The organism is Streptomyces sp. DT190, assembly GCF_049846985.1.
In the GTDB taxonomy this organism is placed as follows: Bacteria; Actinomycetota; Actinomycetes; order Streptomycetales; family Streptomycetaceae; genus Streptomyces.
In genome coordinates this window covers 328,558-347,400 of sequence record NZ_JBNCNM010000005.1, presented here as the reverse complement: position 1 = coordinate 347,400, position 18,843 = coordinate 328,558, and the positions used below count along the sequence as shown (strand labels likewise).

Below are 18,843 nucleotides of genomic sequence, written 5' to 3'. Positions count from 1 at the left end.
CGCAGCCCGCTGTCCGGTGCGTCTCCACGGCGCCCTCAGGGGTGGCCGGCCGGCGGGTCCACGCACAGGCCGATGACCGGCACGCACAGGCCGGGGTCCTGCGGCTGCTCCGGTGTGTCCGGTGCGTCCGGCCGGGGCGCCGGGGCGGGCGCGCTCCGGTCCGGGGGCGTGGCCGGCGCCGGGCGGGGTGCGTCGGCCCGGGGCGGTGGAGCCGGGAGGCCGGCCCTGCCGGGCGGGGTCGTGGTGCCGGGCCGGTGGGCGCCGGGCGGGTCCGGGGCCCGGCCGGGTCCGGTGCCCGGGGCGGGCGGGGTGGGCAGCGCACTCCTGGGGGCCGCTGACGGGGTGAGGCCGCCGAGGGCCGTGGTCGACGAGGGGCTCACCCCGGGCCCGGCCCGGACGCCCTGGCGGGCCGCCGCCGTGCCGGGGGTTCCGTCCGTGTCCGAGACGACCGGGTCGGGGCGCGGCTCGGCCTCGACGGTGCCGGTGCCGTCCGGGCCGGTTCCGGCGGACAGGCGTACCAGGCTCAGGGCGCCCACGGCCAGGACGAGCCCGCCTGCGGCGAGCAGGACCTTGCGGGGGCGGGGCTTGCGGTGCCGGCCGCGGGTGCGCGCGGCGAAGGGGCCGGGCTCCGCCGCGGACGGCTGCTCGTACGCCTCGTACGCCTCGTACGGCGCGTACGGCCCGTGCGGCGCGGCCGGATCGGGTCGGCGGGGTCGCGCGGCGGTGGTCTCCTGCCGCGGCTTCGCCGGTGTGTCGGTCGTCCTCATGGTTCCTCCCCGTCGCGCACGCGCCCCCCTGTGCGCCCTGGCGGCTGCACGTTATGCGCTCCCTTGGGCGGTCGGGGCGGAGTTGGGGGGATGTCACTCGAACGGGTGGGCGGGCCGGGGTGCGGGAACCCGCGGCGTCCGCTCTTTCGTGTGCGGGGTGCGGCTGCGATGATCTGAGCGTCGGTTCTTGTTAACCCGCGTTAACCGGAGGGTGTCATGAGTGAGGAACGGTTCGGGGAGTTCGTGCTGGTGCGGCGGCACGAGCAGGGGCATGTCGCGGAGCTCGTCCTCGACCGTCCCAAGGCCATGAACGCGGTGTCGACCGAGATGGCGCGGTCGATCTCCGGTGCGTGCGCGGCGCTGGGGGAGGACCGGGACGTGCGGGTGGTCGTCCTGACCTCGACGCACGGGCGGGCCTTCTGCGTGGGGGCCGACCTGAAGGAGCGGAACGCGTTCACCGACGCGGACCTGCTGCGCCAGCGGCCCGTGACGCGCGGGGCGTACACCGGGGTGCTGGAGCTGCCGGTGCCGACGGTGGCCGCGGTGCACGGGTTCGCGCTGGGCGGCGGGTTCGAGCTGGCGCTGGCGTGCGATGTGATCGTGGCGGACCGGACCGCCGTGGTGGGCCTGCCGGAGGTCTCGGTCGGGGTCATCCCCGGTGGTGGCGGCACGCAGCTGCTGCCGCGCCGGGTGGGGGCCGCCCGGGCGGCCGAGCTGATCTTCTCCGCGCGGCGCGTGGAGGCCGTGGAGGCCGGGGAGTTGGGGCTCGTGGACCAGGTGGTGGAGGAGGGCCGGGACCGCGAGGAGGCGCTGGCGCTGGCGGCCAGGATCGCCGGGAACTCGCCGGTGGGGCTGCGGGCGGCGAAGCGGGCGCTGCGGCTGGGGCAGGGGCTTGATCTGCGGGCCGGGCTGGAGGTCGAGGACGCCGCGTGGCGGGCCACGGCGTTCTCCGGGGACCGCGCCGAGGGCGTCGCAGCGTTCAACGAGCGGCGCAGGCCCGAGTGGCCCGGGCAGTAGCGGCCGGGGGCCGGCGGCGCCTGTGAACACCGTCCGCTCCGTGTGAACCTCCGCCCTCCCCGTTCGCCCCGTCAACAGAACGGATTGGCCGAAAACTCCCTAGCCTGGGGTGATGGGTGAGGACAGACGGCTGGCGGCCGTCGTCGCGTTGGCTCAGGGGATGGCGGCCGCGCACGGGTTGCGCGAGGCGTGGCGTGCGGCGGCCGCGGGGGCGTGCCGGGCCCTGGGCGGGAGCTTCGCCGCGCTGTCGGTGTGGGAGCGGGAGCTCGGGCGGCTGAAGGTCCTCGTGAACGTCGGCGAGCTGGCCGAGGGGGAGGAGGAGTTCCCGGAGGACGAGGCCTACCCCGTGCACCAGTTCGCCGAGATCACCGAGTTCCTGCACGAGCAGTGGGCGGGCGGCGGCGAGCCCGACGCGTGGGTGGAGACCGCGCAGGGGCCGGCCGCCGGACAGCCCGGGTACTGCCACCAGCGGGTCGCCGCCCTGCGGCGGCGCGGCCGCGGCTGCTGCGTCGTGGCGCCCATCGTGCTGCACGGCAGGGCCTGGGGCGAGCTGTACGTCGCCCGGCCGGCCGGGGAGCCCGTCTTCGGCCGTGCCGACGCCGACTTCGCCACCGTGCTGGCCTCCGTGGTGGCCGCAGGCATCGCCCAGACCGAGCGTCTGGAGGAGGCCAGGCGGCTCGCCTTCACCGACTCCCTCACCGGGCTCGCCAACCGCCGTGCCGTCGACGTGCGCCTGGAACAGGCCATCGAGCGGCACCGCAGGGACGGCGCCGTGGTCAGCCTCGTCGTCTGCGACCTGAACGGGCTCAAGCGGGTCAACGACACCCACGGGCACGCGGCGGGCGACCGGCTGCTGGAACGGTTCGGCTCGGTGCTGTCGCTGTGCGGGGCGATGCTCCCGGGGGCGCTCGCGGCACGGCTCGGCGGGGACGAGTTCTGCCTGCTGGCGGTGGGGCCGCCCGCGGACCAGGTCGTGAAGGCGGCCGACGAACTGTGCCGCCGGGCGGCCGAGTTGGAGCTGGGGGACGGGGTGGCCTGCGGAGTCGCCTCCACCGCGGACCCGATCGGGACCGTGCGCTCCGCCCGCCGGCTCTTCCGGCTCGCCGACGCCGCCCAGTACCGGGCCAAGGCCGAGCGTGCCGCCCGCCCGGTCGTCGCCGGGCGCGCCGGGCCCGACGACCCGGTGGTTCGGCTCGCCGACGAGCCGTCCCGGGAGGCGGGCGGCGAGCGCCGCCGCTTCCGCGGCCGGCACGCGCCCTGACACCACGGGCGCGATCCGCCGGCGGGCCCGGGCGGAACCGGATGGTCGGGCAGGTCACGGGCGGCCCCGGGCGGTGTGACGTATCGGTAAGGGGCGAACCCCGTCCCCAGTGGTGACATCATCGAATTCACTGCGTACGCTCCTGAATATGGATATGCACACTGTGGTGGTGGGGACGTCCGGCGTGACCGCGTCCGACGTGCTCGCCGTGGCGCGCGGCGGCGCCCGCGTCGAGCTCTCCGGGGAGGCCGTGGCCGCCCTCGCCGCGGCCCGCGAGATCGTGGACGCGCTGGCGGCCAAGCCGGACCCCGTGTACGGCGTGAGCACCGGCTTCGGCGCCCTGGCGACCCGGCACATCAGCCCCGAGCTGCGCGCCCAGCTCCAGCGCAACATCGTCCGCTCGCACGCCGCCGGCATGGGCCCCCGGGTCGAGCGCGAGGTCGTGCGCGCCCTGATGTTCCTGCGGCTGAAGACCGTCTGCTCCGGGCACACCGGCGTGCGCCCCGAGGTCGCGCAGACCATGGCCGACCTGCTCAACGCCGGGATCACCCCGGTCGTGCACGAGTACGGCTCCCTCGGCTGCTCCGGCGACCTCGCCCCGCTGTCCCACTGCGCGCTGGCGCTCATGGGCGAGGGGGACGCCGAGGGCCCCGACGGCACCGTGCGCCCGGCCGCCGAACTGCTGGCCGCGCACGGCATCCAGCCGGTCGAGCTGCGCGAGAAGGAGGGCCTCGCCCTCCTCAACGGCACCGACGGCATGCTCGGCATGCTGGTCATGGCCCTGGCCGACCTGGAGACCCTCTACCGGTCCGCCGACGTCACGGCCGCCCTGTCCCTGGAGGCCCTGCTCGGCACCGACAAGGTCCTCGCCCCCGAGCTGCACGCCATCCGGCCGCACCCGGGCCAGGCCGCCAGTGCCGCCAACATGCTGGCCGTGCTGAAGGGCTCGGGCCTGACCGGGCATCACCAGGACGACGCGCCGCGCGTCCAGGACGCCTACTCGGTGCGCTGCGCCCCGCAGGTCGCCGGGGCCGGGCGGGACACCCTGGCCCACGCCCGCCTGGTCGCCGACCGGGAGCTGGCGTCCGCCGTGGACAACCCGGTGGTGCTGCGCGACGGGCGGGTCGAGTCCAACGGCAACTTCCACGGGGCGCCGGTCGCCTACGTGCTGGACTTCCTCGCCATCGCCGCCGCCGACCTCGGCTCCATCGCCGAGCGGCGCACCGACCGGCTGCTCGACAAGAACCGCAGCCACGGCCTGCCGCCGTTCCTCGCCGACGACGCCGGTGTGGACTCGGGTCTGATGATCGCTCAGTACACGCAGGCCGCGCTGGTGAGCGAGCTGAAGCGGCTCGCCGTACCGGCGTCCGCCGATTCGATCCCGTCCTCCGCCATGCAGGAGGACCACGTCTCCATGGGCTGGTCGGCGGCGCGCAAGCTGCGCACGGCCGTCGACAACCTCACCCGGGTCCTCGCCGTCGAGCTGTACGCCGCCACCCGCGCGATCCAGCTGCGCGAGGGACTCAGCCCGGCGCCCGCGAGCCAGGCCGTCATCGACGCCGTGCGGGAGGCGGGGGTGCAGGGCCCCGGTCCCGACCGGTACCTCGCGCCCGACCTGGCCGCCGCGGAAGCGTTCGTGCGCGACGGGCGGCTGCTGGCGGCGGTGGAGGCGGTCACCGGCCCGCTCCGGTAGGACGGAAAAGCGCCCCCGGGGGCCCCGCCGTGCGGCGGGGCCCCTTCGCCGTCCGCCGCGGGGACGGCGAAGGCGGCCGCAAGTGCGGTCAGAGACCGAGGCGTTCCCGGCGGACCGAGTACACGACGAAGCCGGCACCCAGCGTGAGGCAGAAGGTCCCGCCGACCACGTACGGCGTGCTGTCGAAGCTTCCGGTGTCCGCGAGGCGGGTCCCCGGAACGGAGGCGTCCGCCGTCGTGGCCGCGATCCGGGCCTGCTCCGTGACCTGCGGCGACGGGCTCGTCGAGACCGCGTCTCTCACCGGTGAGTCCGACGTCGCGTTGGCGGACGGGACGAACCACAGGGCGCCCAGCAGGGTCGCCGCTGCGGTGGCGGTCAGCAACGGACGGCGAGCGGATGACACGGAATATCGATCCCCTTGTGACGTCGGCGAATTGGCCGTGTGGGGCGATGTTAGTGAAAGGCGCGGGTCACGGGAAAGTCACAGGAGGCCTTGGCCGTACGCTCCCGCCATGAGCACTCCAGAGACATCACGGTTTGTACGGCTTCGAGTGGAACTCGTCGTCGAGATCGAGGACCCCGGCACGGTCACCAAGTCCGCACTCGGCCGGATCGCCGGCGACGACGGGATGCCGGCGGCGGAGCGGGCCCACGCCGAGGCCGCTGTGACGGAAGACACCGCGGAGGCCCTCGCGTACCTCGTCGATCCGTTCGACCTGGTCAGTGAGATGCCCGGGGTCGAGCTCCAGCAGGCCTCGTGGAGCAGCGAGCGGATCGACTACGACCCCGATTCGCCGGACTGGGACCTCGACGAGGATGATGGCGACGACGACAGCGACGGCTGACCGCGCGGGAACCTCGTGACCCCGGGCGGCAACCGCCGCCCGGGGTCCTCGCGTCTCAAGCGGCGCACGGCCACACCGGTGACGTCCTGCACCGTCCGCCACGGACGTGGTGATCCCCACACCCCCGCCACCTGGGGAACCGGACCGGCCGGCCGTAGCGTTGAAAGTTCCGGACGGGGACTCACGAGTCCCGACGGGGGCACTTGGTTGGTGGCGGGGGCTCGGGGTTTTGGGGAAATCGGCAACGATGGAGAAGCGTGTGATGACGGTCAGTAAGCGGCGCAAGGGCCTGACGGTCGCGTCCGCACTGCTCGGCGGAGTGCTGATGCTCTCGGCCTGTTCCGGCGGCGACGACAGCGCCTCCGGCAGCGACGGCGGTGACAGCTCCCAGTCGAAGGTCGACGAGGCCGCGGCCCAGAAGACCTCCGAGGCCCAGATCAAGATCACGCCGAAGGACGGCTCGAACAACGCCTCGATCAACAACTCCGCCGCCGTCACCGTGAGCAAGGGCACGCTCACGAACGTGAAGATGACGACGGCCGACGGCACCGAGGTGAGCGGACAGATATCCGCCGACAAGACCAGCTGGAAGCCCAGCACGCAGCTGGAGCGGTCCACCACCTACAAGCTGGCGGCCGAGGCGAAGGACTCCGACGGACGCGTCGCCCACGAGAACGCCTCGTTCACCACGGTCTCCCCGGCCAACAGCTTCATCGGCAACTTCACCCCGGACGACGGCACCACCGTCGGCGTCGGCATGCCGGTCTCGATCAACTTCGACAAGGCGATCACCAACAAGGCGGCCGTCCAGAAGGGCGTCACGGTCAGCACGACCAGCGGCCAGGAGGTCGCCTGCCACTGGTTCAACGCCAACCGCATGGACTGCCGGCCCGAGGACTACTGGCAGGAAGGCTCCACCGTCACGCTGAAGCTCGCTCTCGACGGTGTCGAGGGCGCCGAGGGCGTCTACGGCGTCCAGCAGAAGACGGTCACCTTCAAGATCGGCCGCAACCAGATCTCGTACGTCGACGCGAAGACCAAGCAGATGAAGGTCACGCAGGACGGCAAGGTCGTCCGGACGATCCCGATCTCCGCGGGCTCGCCGGAGAACAAGACCTACGAGGGCGTCATGGTGATGTCCGAGAAGTTCAAGGAGACGCGCATGAACGGCGCGACCGTGGGCTTCACGGACGACGACGGCAAGGGCGAGTACGACATCAAGGACGTGCCGCACGCCATCCGCCTCTCCAGCTCCGGCACGTTCATCCACGGCAACTACTGGGGCGCGAAGTCCATCTTCGGCAGCGTCAACACCAGCCACGGCTGCGTGGGCCTGCAGGACGCCAAGGGTGCCGACGACCCGAACACCCCGGGCGCGTGGTTCTTCAAGAACTCGATGCTCGGTGACGTGGTGGTCGTCGAGAACACCGGCGACAAGACCATCGCGCCGGACAACGGCCTCAACGGCTGGAACATGAACTGGGCCGACTGGAAGGCCGGCTCGGCCGTCTGACGGTCCTTCGGCGACACGCGCACAGCCGCCGCCCGTCCCTCGCGCGAGGGGTGGGCGGCGGCTTCCGCTTTTCCCGCCGCCCGCCGCTTCTCATCCGGCTCTTATGCGCGGCTCAACCGCTCATCACAGAGCGTCCCTAGCTTGCCGCCATGTTCTTCACCTACCTGAGGCGCGAGTTGCGCCGCCGCAGAAAGGCGGCCCTCGTCGTCGCCTCCGGACTCGCGCTGGGCATCGCGCTGGTCATCGTCGTCACCTCCGTCTCCGCCGGCATGGGCAGGGCGCAGGACAAGGTCCTCGAGTCGCTGTACGGGCTGGGCACGGACATGACCGTCACCAAGGCCGCGGCACCGGCCGCCGCCGGCTCCGAGCGGCCGCGCTTCCGGTTCGACGCGCAGGACGACGACTCCGGCGGCGAGCAGAGCAGCGACCGCGTCATGGTGCAGGGCTTCCAGACGCTGGCGAGCTCGACCGTGGGTGAGGTGGCCGGGCAGAGCGGCGTCGCGGACGCGGTGGGCGGGCTGAGCCTGCAGGTCCTCAAGGTCAGCGGCGAGTTCACGCGCGGGCGGTTCCAGCAGGGCCAGGGCGGTGAACAGGGCCGCAGCCCGGGCGCCCAGCCCTCGCCGCAGGGCCGCGTCGAGGGCGGCGGCGCCGACTTCGACGTCAACAGCTACTCGGTCTACGGCACCGACGTCACCAGGCCGGCCCTCGGTCCGCTGACCTCCTCCAGGATCACGAGCGGCCGGACCTTCACCACGGGTGAGACGAACGCCGCGGTCGCCGTGGCCGACGCGTCGTACGCCAAGGAGAAGAAGCTCAGGACGGGGTCCACGGTCACCATCAGGAGCACGAAGTTCGAGGTGGTCGGCATCGCCACGGCCGACAGCGGGGACGCTGCCGCCGACCTCTACATCCCGCTGCGGCAGGCCCAGACGCTGGCCGACGCCGAGGACAAGGTCACCACGATCTACGTCAGGGCCACCGACTCGCAGCGGATCGACGCCGTCAAGTCGGAGATCCGGAAGAACGTCTCCGGCACGACGGTCACCACCTCCGCCGACCTCGCCGACACCGTCTCCGGCTCCCTGTCCACGGCCTCCTCCTTGGCCGCGAGCGTGGGCAGGTGGCTGTCGGTCGTGGTGCTCGTGGCCGCGTTCCTGGTGGCGGGCCTGCTGACGTCCTCGGCGGTCTCCCGCCGGGTCCGTGAGTTCGGCACGCTCAAGGCCCTGGGCTGGAAGTCGGGCCGGGTGACCCGGCAGGTGGTCGGCGAGGCGGTCGTCAACGGCCTGGTCGGCGGGGTGCTGGGCATCGCGCTGGGGCTGGCGGGCGCGTACGCGGTGACGGCCGTGAGCCCCACGCTCCAGGCCCAGTTGGGCGCGGGCGGCGGCGCCGGCGGCCCCGGTGCCTTCCGGGCCGGGCCGGGCGGGCCGGCGGCGCAGCAGACCCTCGATGTCGCCCTCACCGCACCCGTCAGCCCCACGACCATCGCCCTCGCGGTGGCCCTGGCGGTGACGGGCGGCCTGATCGCCGGTGCGTTCGGAGGCTGGCGGGCCGCACGGCTGCGCCCCGCGGACGCGCTGCGCCGAGTCGAGTGACGCCCGTCCCCCTCCCGCCACCGGACCCGACCAGGAGCCACCCGTGTACGAACTGAGCGCAGTCACCAAGCACTACACCCGGTCCAGAGAAACCGTCCGGGCACTCGACGGCATCGACCTCACCATCCCCGACGGCGACCGCCTGGTCATCCAGGGCCCCACCGGCGGTGGCAAATCCACCCTGCTGCAGATGCTCGGCGGTCTGGATCGCCCCACCTCGGGCCGGATCGTCCTCGACGGCACCGACCTCGCCGCGCTGCCGGAGGCCCGGCTCACCCGCGTCAGAAGCGAGAACATCGGTTTCGTCTTCCAGTCCTTCAACCTGATCCCGACGCTCACCGCGCAGGAAAACGTCGAAACCGCCCTCGTCCCTCTCGGAGTGAAGCCGAAACAGCGCCGGGAACAAGCCGCGCAGGCACTGGAATCGGTCGGTCTCGGAGAACGTCTCGGCCATCTGCCCGGCGAGATGTCCGGCGGTCAGCAGCAGCGCGTGGCCATCGCCCGGGCCCTGGTGAAACAGCCGAAGGTGCTGCTCGCCGACGAACCCACCGGCAATCTCGACGAGTCGACGCGCGACGAGATCATGGACGTGCTCGAACGCATGTGGAAGGAGCTCGGGCTCACCTTCATCATGGTGACCCACGACTCGGCCCTCGCGAAGAAGGCCCCGCGCCTGGCGACGATCCGCAAGGGCCGAATCACCGTCAAGGAGAACACGCGGGCGTAACGCCGCGACCCTGTAACGGAGTTCCGGCGGCCGTGTAACAGTCAGCCGACGAATTTCTTACCTTCTTCTCATCTATTGAGTGCCTGATCACCCCTCGGCATACTGCGTATTCCGGGGGGTGCACGCGCATGCGTACGAGACCACCCCCGGCCGGGTGAACGGGGAATTCGCCCGGTACTTCTGCAAGGGGGAAACTTGCGCAGACAAGTGAAAAGGGCGTGCGCGGCCACGGTCGCCACAGCGGCAGCCGTGGCCCTCGCGGCGGGCATGACCAGCCCGGCGTCAGCCGACGGCGAGCGGACGGCCGCGGCCTCCAAGCGGGCCGCGCTCACCGCCAAGCACCACATCACGCTGATCACCGGCGACCGGGTCGCCCTGGACGCCAAGGGCCGCGTCGTCGGCCTGCAGCGGGCCAAGGGCCGTGAGGACGTACCCGTCCAGGTCCGCAGGATCGACGGCCACACCCTCGTGATCCCGGCCGACGCCGCCCGTCTCGTCGCCACGGGCAAGCTCGACCAGCGTCTCTTCGACGTCACCGAGCTCAACAAGTCCGCGACCCGCAAGGCCCAGAAGAAGGGCCTGAAGGTCATCGTCGGCTACCAGGGCAGCGCCGCGGCCACCAAGGCCGACGTGCGGGACGCGGGCACCCTGAGCCGCACCCTGAAGACCCTCAACGCCGACGCGGTCCAGACGCCGCAGGGGGAGACCCCCGAGCTCTGGGACGCCGTCACCAACGGCGACAAGACCGCAGCCGGCATCGCGCACGTCTGGCTCGACGGCGTCCGCAAGGCCAGCCTCGACAAGTCCGTCGCACAGATCGGCGCCCCCAAGGCGTGGTCGGCCGGCTACGACGGCAAGGGCGTCAAGATCGCCGTCCTGGACACCGGTGTCGACGGCACGCACGCCGACCTCAAGGGCCAGGTCGTCGACGCCAAGAACTTCTCCGCCGCGCCCGACACCTCCGACAAGGTCGGCCACGGCACGCACGTCGCCGCCATCGCGGCCGGCACCGGCGCGAAGTCCGGCGGCACGTACAAGGGTGTCGCGCCCGGCGCGAAGATCCTCAACGGCAAGGTCCTCGACGACGCCGGATTCGGCAGCGACTCCGAGATCGTCGCCGGCATGGAGTGGGCCGCCGCGCAGGGCGCCGACGTCATCAACATGAGCCTGGGCGGCCTGGACACACCGGAGATCGACCCGATGGAAGCGGTGGTGAACAAGCTCTCCGAGGAGAAGGGCGTCCTGTTCGCCATCGCCGCCGGCAACGAGGGCGACTTCGGCGAGCAGACCGTCGGCTCTCCGGGCAGCGCCGCGGCGGCCCTGACCGTCGGCGCGGTCGACGACAAGGACGTGCTGGCGGACTTCTCCAGCCGCGGCCCCGGCACGGACGGCGCCCTCAAGCCCGACGTGACCGCGCCCGGCGTGGACATCACCGCGGCCTCCGCCCCGGGCAACCTGATAGCCCAGGACGTCGGCGAGAAGCCGGCCGGCTACATGACCATCTCCGGGACGTCGATGGCGACCCCGCACGTGGCGGGCGCGGCGGCGATCCTGAAGCAGCAGCACCCGGAGTGGAAGTACTCCGAGCTCAAGGGCGCCCTCACCGGCTCCACCAAGGGCGGCAAGTACACGCCGTTCCAGCAGGGTTCGGGCCGCATCCAGGTCGACAAGGCCATCAAGCAGACCGTCGTCGCCGAGCCGGTGTCGGTGAGCTTCGGCATCCAGCAGTGGCCGCACACCGACGACAAGCCGGTCACCAAGGAGCTGACGTACCGCAACCTCGGTACGAAGGACGTCACGCTGCAGCTGGCGTCGACCGCCACCAACCCGAAGGGCCAGGCCGCCCCGGCCGGCTTCTTCAAGCTCGGCGCCACCTCGGTGACCGTCCCGGCCGGCGGCAAGGCCTCCGTCCCGTTCACGGTCGACACCAGGCTGGGCGGCACGCTCGACGGCGCGTACTCCTCGTACGTGACGGCGACGGGCGGCGGCCAGACGGTGCGCACGGCGGCGGCGGTGCAGCGCGAGGTCGAGTCGTACGACGTCACGCTGAAGGTCCTGAACCGCGACGGGCAGCCGGCGAAGAACTACAGCGCCGACCTGACCGGCATCGCGGGCCTGGGCAAGGGCAAGGGCGCCATGCCGTACGACGCGGACGGCACGGTCACCACGCGGCTGCCCAAGGGCACCTACGTCCTCAACGGCAACGTCTACGTGGGCGACGACCCGGAAACGTTCGCCGGTGTCGACTGGCTCGCGCAGCCCAAGCTGAACGTCACCAAGAACACGACGGTCACGCTGGACGCCCGCAAGGCCAAGAAGGTGGACATCACCGTTCCGGCCTCGGGCACCAAGTCGGAGTTCGCCTCGGCGGACTACACGGTGACGACCGGTGACTCCAGCTACGGCTACGGCTGGTGGCTGGACTCCTTCGCCGACATCCGCAGCGCCCACGTCGGCCCGCAGATCACCGACGGTTCGGTGACCCAGCAGTGGGACGGCCACTGGAGCAAGGGCCCCAAGGAGGAGTACAACACCATCGCCGGCGGCCCGGTCAAGCAGCTGGCCACCGGGTTCACCAAGCACTACAAGGCCGGTGAGCTGGCCACGGTGAAGGCCGGCCTCGGCGCCCCGACGAGCGGCAAGAAGGGCGCGATCAGCGCGGTGGGCTGGATGCCGTGGAGCTCCGGCGCCACCTCGATCGGCATCCAGCAGGCCCTGCCCGGCACCCGGACGCTGCACCTGTCCGCCCAGGGCGGCGTGGAGTGGCAGCTGGAGTTCTCCCAGTACGGCGGGGTGGACCCGGACGGCTTCCCGATCGACGAAGCCGTCTACGCGATGGGCCAGCAGAAGTACGCGGCCGGCAAGAGCTACTCCGAGACCGTCAACACGGCCGTCTTCGGACCGCGTCTCACCGCCGACTTCGGCCTCTTCCGCGAGGGCAACGAGATCTTCGGTTCCCTGCCGCTGTTCGCCGACGGCAAGGGCAACGTGGGCTACTCGCAGTTCACGTCGGCGGCCACGACGCTGTACCGCAACGGCAAGAAGGTCGGCACCAACGACGACCCGCTGTTCGGTGAGAAGTCGTTCAAGGTCCCGGCCGGTGACGCCGAGTACAAGCTCACGACGTCGGTCAAGCGCAGCGTCAAGGTCGCGGCGGCCTCCACCCGCATCGACGCCGCCTGGACGTTCCGCTCGAAGAAGACCACTGACCTGAAGCAGCTGCCCGCCTCCTCGGTCCGCTTCAACGCGGCCACCGGCCTGGACAGCAAGGTCCCGGCCGGCAAGCAGGTGACCGTCCCGGTCACCGTCGAGGGCGCCGCCAAGGGCGGCAACCTGAAGTCGCTGTCGGTGTACGTCTCGTACGACTACGGCAAGACCTGGAAGAAGCTCGCCGTCAAGAAGGGCAAGGTCTCCTTCAAGAACCCGGCGAAGGGCAAGGCCATCTCCTTCCACGCCAAGATCGCCGACAAGAAGGGCAACAAGTCGACGATCTCGATCTACAACGCGTACTACGGCAAGTAGGCCGTAGGGCCCGTTCGTGAGCGGCCCGCCGGGAGCCTCGGCTTCCGGCGGGCCGTCGCGCGTCTACGGGGCCTGGCTCCCGGCGCCCGCCCGCGTCGCGTCCGCCCCCCAGCTCGCCAGCAGGCGCAGGGCCTCCGCCGAGGGGCTGCCCGGCTCCGCGTGGTACGTGATCAGGGACTGCTCGGCGTCGTCGACCAGGCGGAACGTCTCGAAGGACAGGGTCAGGTCGCCGACCAGGGGGTGGCGCATGCGCTTGACGCCGTAGCTCTTCTCCTTGACGTCGTGGGCGGCCCACAGGCGGCGGAACTCCTCGCTCTTCACCGACAGCTCGCCCACCAGGGCGGACAGCTGCGGGTCATCCGGGTGGCAGCCCGCGTCCATGCGCAGGTAGCCGACGATGTCGGACGCCTTCTGGTCCCACTCGACGAACAGCTCGCGGTACTCGGGCCGCAGGAACACGAGCCGCGCCCAGTTCCGGTCCTGGGCCGGCAGCTCCGCCCAGTCGCCGAAGAGGGCCGCGGCCATCCGGTTCCAGGCCAGCACGTCCGAGCGGCGCCCGACGACGTATGCCGGGACGCTGTCGATCGAGTCCAGCAGGTGCCGCAGCGCCGGCCGCACCTGCCGGCTGCGCGCCGTCTGCTTCTTCTTGTGCTGCTTCGGCTTCGCCAGGTGCGTCAGGTGCGCGTGCTCGGCGTCGTTCAGCCGCAGGGCCCGCGCGATCGCGTCCAGCACCTCCGCCGAGACGTTGTGGCCGTTGCCCTGCTCGAGCCGTGTGTAGTAGGCCACTGACACCCCGGCCAGCTGCGCCAGCTCCTCCCGGCGCAGCCCGGGCACCCGCCGCCGCCCGAAGTCGGGCAGCCCGACGTCCTCCGGCTTCAGCCGGGCCCGCCGGGTGCGCAGGAACTCGCTGAGCTCGGCGCGCCGGTCCAGGCCGCCTCCGGCCGTCTGTGCGGGTTCGGGCTGTTCGTCCACCATGCTGTCCAGTATCACCGGTCGTACGCACACCAGCCTGACCCCGCCAGTGGTACGCACGCTGTGCGTACGCAGAACCGTGGTCTGGGTGGCACCCCGGGATTCGGGCACGGTGGAGAGCGTGCCCGGCAGGAAGATCCAGAAGGCAGCCGGGCGCACGACCCCCGCTAGGAGAACCCCGGCATGACCACTGTTGCTGCGTACGCCGCTCCCGCCCCCAAGGCACCGCTGGAGCGCACCACCATCGAACGCCGCCAGGTCGGCGAGCACGACGTCCTGATCGACATCAAGTTCGCCGGCATCTGCCACTCCGACATCCACCAGGCCAACGAGGGCTGGGGCGAGGGCATCTTCCCGATGGTCCCCGGCCACGAGATCGCCGGTGTCGTCTCCGAGGTCGGAGCGGGCGTCACCAGGTTCGCCGTCGGCGACCGCGTGGGCGTCGGCTGCATGGTCGACTCCTGCCGCGAGTGCGAGAACTGCAAGGCCGGCCGTGAGCAGTACTGCGTCAAGGGCAACATCCCGACGTACAACGGCATCGGCAAGGACGGCGAGCCCACCTACGGCGGCTACTCCGAGAAGGTCGTCGTCGACGAGAACTTCGTCGTCCGCATCCCCGACGGCCTCTCCCTGGACGTCGCCGCGCCGCTGCTGTGCGCCGGCATCACCCTGTACTCGCCGCTCAAGCGCTTCGGCGCGGGCCCCGGCAAGAAGGTCGCGATCGTCGGCCTCGGCGGCCTCGGCCACATGGGTGTGAAGATCGCGCACGCGCTCGGCGCCGAGGTGACCGTGCTGTCGCAGTCCCTGCGCAAGCGCGAGGACGGCCTGAAGCTGGGCGCGGACCACTACTACGCCACCAGCGACCCGAAGACCTTCGAGGAGCTGGCCGGCACCTTCGACCTGATCGTCTCCACGGTCTCGGCCCCGCTGGACTTCGGCGCGTACCTGTCGCTGCTGAAGACCGAGGGCACGCTGGCCAACGTCGGCGCCCCCGAGGAGCCCATCTCCCTGAACCTCTTCTCGGTGATCGGCGGCGGCAAGTCCCTCGCCGGTTCCATGATCGGCGGCATCGCGGAGACCCAGGAGATGCTGGACTTCTGCGCCGAGCACGGCCTGGGCGCCGAGATCGAACTGATCCGCGGCGACCAGATCAACGAGGCGTACCAGCGGGTCCTCGCCAGCGACGTGCGGTACCGGTTCGTGATCGACACGGCCACGATCTGAGCCCGCGCCGTCAGGCGGACCGAGGGCCCCGGCGCACCCGCGCCGGGGCCCTCGGCGCGTGTCAGGGATGCGCGAGGGCCCGCTCGCGGGGTACACAGGGGAAAGTGCTCCGCAGGGGATTCGCCGGTACGTCAGGGGAGGCCCGCCATGACCGTGCAGCTGAACCACACGATCGTCGCCGCGCGCGACAAGCGCGCCTCGGCCCGGTTCCTCGCCGACATCCTGGGACTGGAGGTGAGCGCGCCCTACGGCCCGTTCCTGCCGGTCGAGATCTCCAACGGCGTCACGCTCGACTACATGGACTGCCCCGGCGCCATCACCTCGCAGCACTACGCCTTCCTGGTCTCGGAGGAGGAGTTCGACGAGATCTTCGCCCGGATCAAGGAGGCGGGTCTGACGTACTGGGCGGACCCGTTCCACAGCCGCCCCGGCGAGATCAACCACAACGACGGCGGCCGCGGCGTGTACTTCGACGACCCGAACGGCCACCGCCTGGAGATCATCACCCGGCCGTACGGCAGCGGCGGCTGAACCGCACCGGAGCCGCCCGTCCCCCGCGCCGCCCGTCCCCGTTCCCGTACGCGACCGGTGACCTGCTGACGGGCGAGGGCCGGCCGGAACCGGGCGCTACGCGCCGGAGGGCACGCCGAAGGTCCACACGGCGCGGGCGCCGGGGCCGACGGTGAGCCGCGAGTGGCCGAGCCGCTCGACGTGGCGGTCCGGGACGGGCCTGTTCAGCGACATCTCCACCTGCCTCAGACCGACCTGGTCCAGGGGCACGGCGTCGAACCGGAGCGTGGTGCCGCCGCCCTTCGCGACGACGCCGCCCGGCACGGACCGCACCGCGAACCCGCCGGCCTCCAGCAGCGGCACGGTGGCCGCGAGGTCCCCCGGGGTCACCGCGATCCGGACGCCGGTCACGTCCCGCATCAGCCGGTCGCGGTAGCCGTCGGACAGGTAGCGCTCCCGGCCCACGTCACCGGGGTGCGCCGCGGGTTCCGTGGCGCCGCGCGGGTCGGCGAAGTACTCCGGCCGGTACTCCATGCCCCACGCCCCGAACAGGTCGTACCGGTCGGTGGTGAACACCGCGTCGAACCACGGCACGGGCACGCCGTCGCCGAAGTCGCGGGTCTGCGGGAACTCCACCGGGTCGCCGCCCCGCTCGCGCAGCCGGGCGGTGACCGTCGCGAGGTCGCCGGCGCGGTCCGCCGAGACGCCCATGCCGCCGGCGCCGAGGGTGCCGTCCTTGCCGGGCAGGTCGCCGACGCCGAACAGTTCGAGGTAGGTCTCGCGGCCCAGGAGGTAGCGGCCGGTCCAGGTCCGCCCGCCGGATCCGGTCGTGGTGCGGACCTGGAAGTTCGCGAAGTCGCGCAGGTACGCGGAGTGCTCGATCGCGTCGGCGGTCTCCCGGTCGAGCACGCCGTAGGCGTGGTTGTAGAAGAGCAGCTGCCGTCCGCCCCCGCCGCCGTCCGCGGCGTGCGCGGCGCCCTGGACCGCCCCCGCGAGGGCCAGGGCCATGACCATGATCACCTGTAACGCTCGTCTGAGAACCATGCGGGGAGCGTAGGCGGGGAGGAGAGGCTTCCGCTGTGGATTACGGAGCCCGGGTCACTCCTTGGACAGCGACGGACCCGGGCCGGGAGCCGGCGGCGGGATGCCCTGCGCCGGCTCCCGGCCGCCCTGGTCCAGCCGGAACGGCGGGTACTGGTCGGTCATCAGCGCGGCGTAGGCGGTGACCCGCGCGATCCAGCGGGCGAGACCGATCAGGAAGTCGAAGAGGTGCCGGGGGTAGCGGCCGGTGAACAGCAGGACGACCACCGCGACGAGCGACAGGAAGGGCAGCAGCCCGCCCCCGCCCCAGCCGTCGTTCTCCTCGCCGCCCCAGCCCCAGCCCCCGACGAGGATCCCGACGACGATGTACTGCGGGATCACCAGCAGCCACCACTTCACCAGGACCAGACCGCGCGACAGCCGCGCGGGGTGGGCGACGTCGAGCCGCGCCGGGTAGTCCGGCACGTCGGCGAGGGTGAAGGGCGGGTAGCGGTCGGTGCCGAGCGCGGTGTGGGCGTAGTAGCCGACGCGCCAGTTCCACCGCAGCACGCCGACGTTGAAGTCGAACAGCGCCCTGGGGTACCGGGCGGTGAACAGGATGGCGAAGAAGGCGATCACGGTCACCACGCCGAACGCGATGAAGAGGAAGAACAGCACGATGTAGTGCGGGACGGCGAGCAGCCACTTCACCAGCCACATCCATCGGGACAGCCGGGGATCGACGTGCGCCTCCAGGCGCACCGGCGACGCGGTGACAGGCGGCATCCGGAGAAACTCCTCTCGCGACCCCCTCACCCCACGCCCGTTCAGGCTCACACTGCCGGGAGGTGCGCCGCGAGCCCGGTTCGGCCGTTCGGGGGGCCGCGGCCCCGTCCGCTCAGGCCTCCACCCGCACCGGCCGCCGGAGCAAGCCCCATCCGCTCAGGCCTCAACCCGCACCGGCCGCCGGAGCAGATAGCCGGCGGCGGCCGAGACCAGCACCCCCATGCACGCGATGAACACCAGCGCCGCCCCCTCCAGACCCATCGGGCCCGTCAGCAGCCCCACCCCGATCACCGGCAGCGAGATCCCCGCGTACGCCACCACGAACAGCGTCGAGATCACCGCCGCGCGCCGGTCCCCGGGCGACGCACCGGCCACCGCCGACAGCGCCCCGCGGAAGGCCAGTCCCTGACCGACCCCGCCGACGAGCGCGCTCAGCACCACCAGCGCGAGCAGGTCCCGATGCAGCGCGCCGGCCAGCAGCAGGAGCCCGGTGAGCAGCCCCGCGCAGCCCAGCGGCAACGACCGCGCCACCCCCACCCGCCCGGCCACCAGCTGCCCGGCGGGGAGAAGAAGGCCAGGGCGACGACCAGCCCGCTCACGGCGTGGTCGCGCAGGTCCAGCGACTCGGCCAGGAAGGCCGGGCTGACGGCCGTGAACACCCCGAACAGCGCGAACCCCACGAACGAGGCGGTCGCCGCCGGCCCGAACACCGGACGCACCTCGGCGGGCAGGGCGGGCCGCCGCGGCCGTACCGCGCGCACCGGCCGCAGCTCCCGCACGGTCTCCGGAAGCCGCAGCACCACGGCGGCCGAGGCGGCCACCAGGGCGAGGTGGACGGCGAACGGCAGGTACAGCGGCCAGGGGGCGTACTGCGCGAGCAGCCCGGCCAGCAGGGGACCGCAGCCCAGTCCGCCCATGTTGGCGGCCGTCGCCACGAAGGTGGCCCGGGAGGCACCGCCGGCCGGGGCCAGCTCCATCACGTACGCCGTGGCGGCCCCGGTGAACAGGCCGGCGGACAGGCCCGACAGCAGCCGGCCCGCGTAGAGCCAGCCCAGGCCCGTCGCGCACAGGAAGCAGACGGCGGCGGCCGCCGCGCACCCGAGGCCCCACAGCAGCACCGGCCGGCGGCCCACGGTGTCCGAGGCGTTGCCCGCCAGCAGCAGCACGCCGATGACGGCGAAGGCGTACACGGCGTAGACGACCGTGACGGTCAGCTCGGAGAAGCCGAATCCGGCCTGGTAGAGGGGGTAGAGCGGGGTGGGCAGCGTGGTGCCGGCCATGCACACGGCGAACACCGCGCCGCCGAGCAGGCACCGGTGCCACCCGGGGCGATCACCGTTCATGCCGCCGACCGTAACCCGCGGGCCGCCGTCCGCCCGGCGCGGCGTGCCCGG

Annotated in this window: 17 protein-coding genes; 10 read left to right on the top strand and 7 right to left on the bottom strand. The window is 72.4% G+C overall.

Translation table 11 applies throughout. The features are described from left to right. Positions 1-35 precede the first annotated feature (35 nt). Positions 36-767: a hypothetical protein gene (locus tag ACPXCS_RS12970; RefSeq protein ID WP_425946694.1), complete on the bottom strand. Its 732-nt coding sequence runs from the start codon at positions 765-767 to the stop codon at positions 36-38. A 216-nt stretch (positions 768-983) separates the two neighbouring features. Between ACPXCS_RS12970 and ACPXCS_RS12965 the strand changes: the two genes are divergently transcribed. From ACPXCS_RS12965 to hutH, 3 genes are all read left to right on the top strand, one after another. Further along, the gene (locus ACPXCS_RS12965) at positions 984-1,784 is read left to right on the top strand and encodes an enoyl-CoA hydratase/isomerase family protein (RefSeq protein WP_425946693.1); all 801 of its coding nucleotides are present in this window, start codon (positions 984-986) and stop codon (positions 1,782-1,784) included. A gap of 112 nt (positions 1,785-1,896) precedes the next feature. Further along, positions 1,897-3,045, top strand: a complete 1,149-nt coding sequence (locus ACPXCS_RS12960; protein ID WP_425946692.1) for a diguanylate cyclase domain-containing protein — start codon at positions 1,897-1,899, stop codon at positions 3,043-3,045. A 154-nt stretch (positions 3,046-3,199) separates the two neighbouring features. Next, entirely contained in the window at positions 3,200-4,738 is a 1,539-nt protein-coding gene (hutH, locus tag ACPXCS_RS12955; RefSeq protein WP_425946724.1) for a histidine ammonia-lyase, read from the top strand. Positions 4,739-4,826: 88 nt separating this feature from the next. On the opposite strand, the gene ACPXCS_RS12950 is transcribed toward hutH, so the two are convergent. Next, a complete protein-coding gene (locus tag ACPXCS_RS12950; protein ID WP_425946691.1) occupies positions 4,827-5,141 on the bottom strand; it encodes a hypothetical protein in 315 nt (104 codons plus the stop codon). 109 nt (positions 5,142-5,250) lie between these two features. Here ACPXCS_RS12950 and ACPXCS_RS12945 point away from each other — a divergent pair, with 109 nt between their 5' ends. The 5 genes from ACPXCS_RS12945 to ACPXCS_RS12925 all read left to right on the top strand — a co-directional run bounded on the left by ACPXCS_RS12945 (position 5,251) and on the right by ACPXCS_RS12925 (position 12,937). Further along, positions 5,251-5,583, top strand: a complete 333-nt coding sequence (locus tag ACPXCS_RS12945; protein ID WP_425946690.1) for a hypothetical protein — start codon at positions 5,251-5,253, stop codon at positions 5,581-5,583. 262 nt (positions 5,584-5,845) lie between these two features. Next, positions 5,846-7,096 carry a L,D-transpeptidase gene (locus ACPXCS_RS12940; protein ID WP_425946689.1) on the top strand — a complete coding sequence of 417 codons (1,251 nt, stop codon included), beginning with the start codon at positions 5,846-5,848 and terminating at the stop codon, positions 7,094-7,096. A gap of 149 nt (positions 7,097-7,245) precedes the next feature. Next, the gene (locus ACPXCS_RS12935; RefSeq protein ID WP_425946688.1) at positions 7,246-8,688 is read left to right on the top strand and encodes an ABC transporter permease; all 1,443 of its coding nucleotides are present in this window, start codon (positions 7,246-7,248) and stop codon (positions 8,686-8,688) included. A gap of 43 nt (positions 8,689-8,731) precedes the next feature. After that, positions 8,732-9,415, top strand: a complete 684-nt coding sequence (locus ACPXCS_RS12930) for an ABC transporter ATP-binding protein (RefSeq protein ID WP_425946687.1) — start codon at positions 8,732-8,734, stop codon at positions 9,413-9,415. Between the two features lie 267 nt (positions 9,416-9,682). Further along, positions 9,683-12,937, top strand: a complete 3,255-nt coding sequence (locus tag ACPXCS_RS12925; protein WP_425946723.1) for a S8 family serine peptidase — start codon at positions 9,683-9,685, stop codon at positions 12,935-12,937. Between the two features lie 63 nt (positions 12,938-13,000). Here ACPXCS_RS12925 and ACPXCS_RS12920 read toward each other — a convergent pair whose 3' ends face one another. Beyond that, positions 13,001-13,909 (bottom strand): helix-turn-helix domain-containing protein, encoded by a 909-nt coding sequence (locus ACPXCS_RS12920; RefSeq protein WP_425946722.1) that lies wholly within the window; start codon positions 13,907-13,909, stop codon positions 13,001-13,003. 183 nt (positions 13,910-14,092) lie between these two features. On the opposite strand from ACPXCS_RS12920, the gene ACPXCS_RS12915 reads away from it, so the two are divergent. Both ACPXCS_RS12915 and ACPXCS_RS12910 read left to right on the top strand, forming a co-directional pair. Next, positions 14,093-15,133 carry an NAD(P)-dependent alcohol dehydrogenase gene (locus ACPXCS_RS12915; RefSeq protein WP_425946686.1) on the top strand — a complete coding sequence of 347 codons (1,041 nt, stop codon included), beginning with the start codon at positions 14,093-14,095 and terminating at the stop codon, positions 15,131-15,133. A 147-nt stretch (positions 15,134-15,280) separates the two neighbouring features. Further along, complete coding sequence (locus ACPXCS_RS12910) at positions 15,281-15,664, top strand: VOC family protein (RefSeq protein WP_425946685.1); 384 nt, start codon at positions 15,281-15,283, stop codon at positions 15,662-15,664. A gap of 96 nt (positions 15,665-15,760) precedes the next feature. On the opposite strand, the gene ACPXCS_RS12905 is transcribed toward ACPXCS_RS12910, so the two are convergent. The 4 genes from ACPXCS_RS12905 to ACPXCS_RS12890 all read right to left on the bottom strand — a co-directional run bounded on the left by ACPXCS_RS12905 (position 15,761) and on the right by ACPXCS_RS12890 (position 18,792). After that, positions 15,761-16,663 (bottom strand): DUF5829 family protein, encoded by a 903-nt coding sequence (locus tag ACPXCS_RS12905; protein ID WP_425946721.1) that lies wholly within the window; start codon positions 16,661-16,663, stop codon positions 15,761-15,763. A 78-nt stretch (positions 16,664-16,741) separates the two neighbouring features. Next, positions 16,742-17,449, bottom strand: coding sequence for a DUF4389 domain-containing protein (locus ACPXCS_RS12900; protein WP_425946684.1), 708 nt, complete (start codon positions 17,447-17,449; stop codon positions 16,742-16,744). Positions 17,450-17,605: 156 nt separating this feature from the next. Beyond that, a complete protein-coding gene (locus ACPXCS_RS12895) occupies positions 17,606-17,890 on the bottom strand; it encodes a hypothetical protein (protein WP_425946683.1) in 285 nt (94 codons plus the stop codon). Continuing rightward, positions 17,881-18,792 (bottom strand): MFS transporter, encoded by a 912-nt coding sequence (locus tag ACPXCS_RS12890; RefSeq protein WP_425946682.1) that lies wholly within the window; start codon positions 18,790-18,792, stop codon positions 17,881-17,883. Before ACPXCS_RS12890 ends, ACPXCS_RS12895 begins: the two co-directional genes overlap by 10 nt. Between the last annotated feature and the right edge of the window lie 51 nt (positions 18,793-18,843).

Coding starts and splice junctions, on each gene's coding strand:
- ACPXCS_RS12935 (WP_425946688.1), top strand. CDS start 7,246: ATGTTCTTCACCTACCTGAGGCGCGAGTTGCGCCGCCGCAGAAAGGCG.
- ACPXCS_RS12890 (WP_425946682.1), bottom strand. CDS start 18,792: ATGAACGGTGATCGCCCCGGGTGGCACCGGTGCCTGCTCGGCGGCGCG.
- ACPXCS_RS12915 (WP_425946686.1), top strand. CDS start 14,093: ATGACCACTGTTGCTGCGTACGCCGCTCCCGCCCCCAAGGCACCGCTG.
- ACPXCS_RS12925 (WP_425946723.1), top strand. CDS start 9,683: ATGACCAGCCCGGCGTCAGCCGACGGCGAGCGGACGGCCGCGGCCTCC.
- ACPXCS_RS12945 (WP_425946690.1), top strand. CDS start 5,251: ATGAGCACTCCAGAGACATCACGGTTTGTACGGCTTCGAGTGGAACTC.
- ACPXCS_RS12965 (WP_425946693.1), top strand. CDS start 984: ATGAGTGAGGAACGGTTCGGGGAGTTCGTGCTGGTGCGGCGGCACGAG.
- ACPXCS_RS12970 (WP_425946694.1), bottom strand. CDS start 767: ATGAGGACGACCGACACACCGGCGAAGCCGCGGCAGGAGACCACCGCC.
- hutH (WP_425946724.1), top strand. CDS start 3,200: ATGCACACTGTGGTGGTGGGGACGTCCGGCGTGACCGCGTCCGACGTG.
- ACPXCS_RS12910 (WP_425946685.1), top strand. CDS start 15,281: ATGACCGTGCAGCTGAACCACACGATCGTCGCCGCGCGCGACAAGCGC.
- ACPXCS_RS12940 (WP_425946689.1), top strand. CDS start 5,846: ATGACGGTCAGTAAGCGGCGCAAGGGCCTGACGGTCGCGTCCGCACTG.
- ACPXCS_RS12960 (WP_425946692.1), top strand. CDS start 1,897: ATGGGTGAGGACAGACGGCTGGCGGCCGTCGTCGCGTTGGCTCAGGGG.
- ACPXCS_RS12900 (WP_425946684.1), bottom strand. CDS start 17,449: ATGCCGCCTGTCACCGCGTCGCCGGTGCGCCTGGAGGCGCACGTCGAT.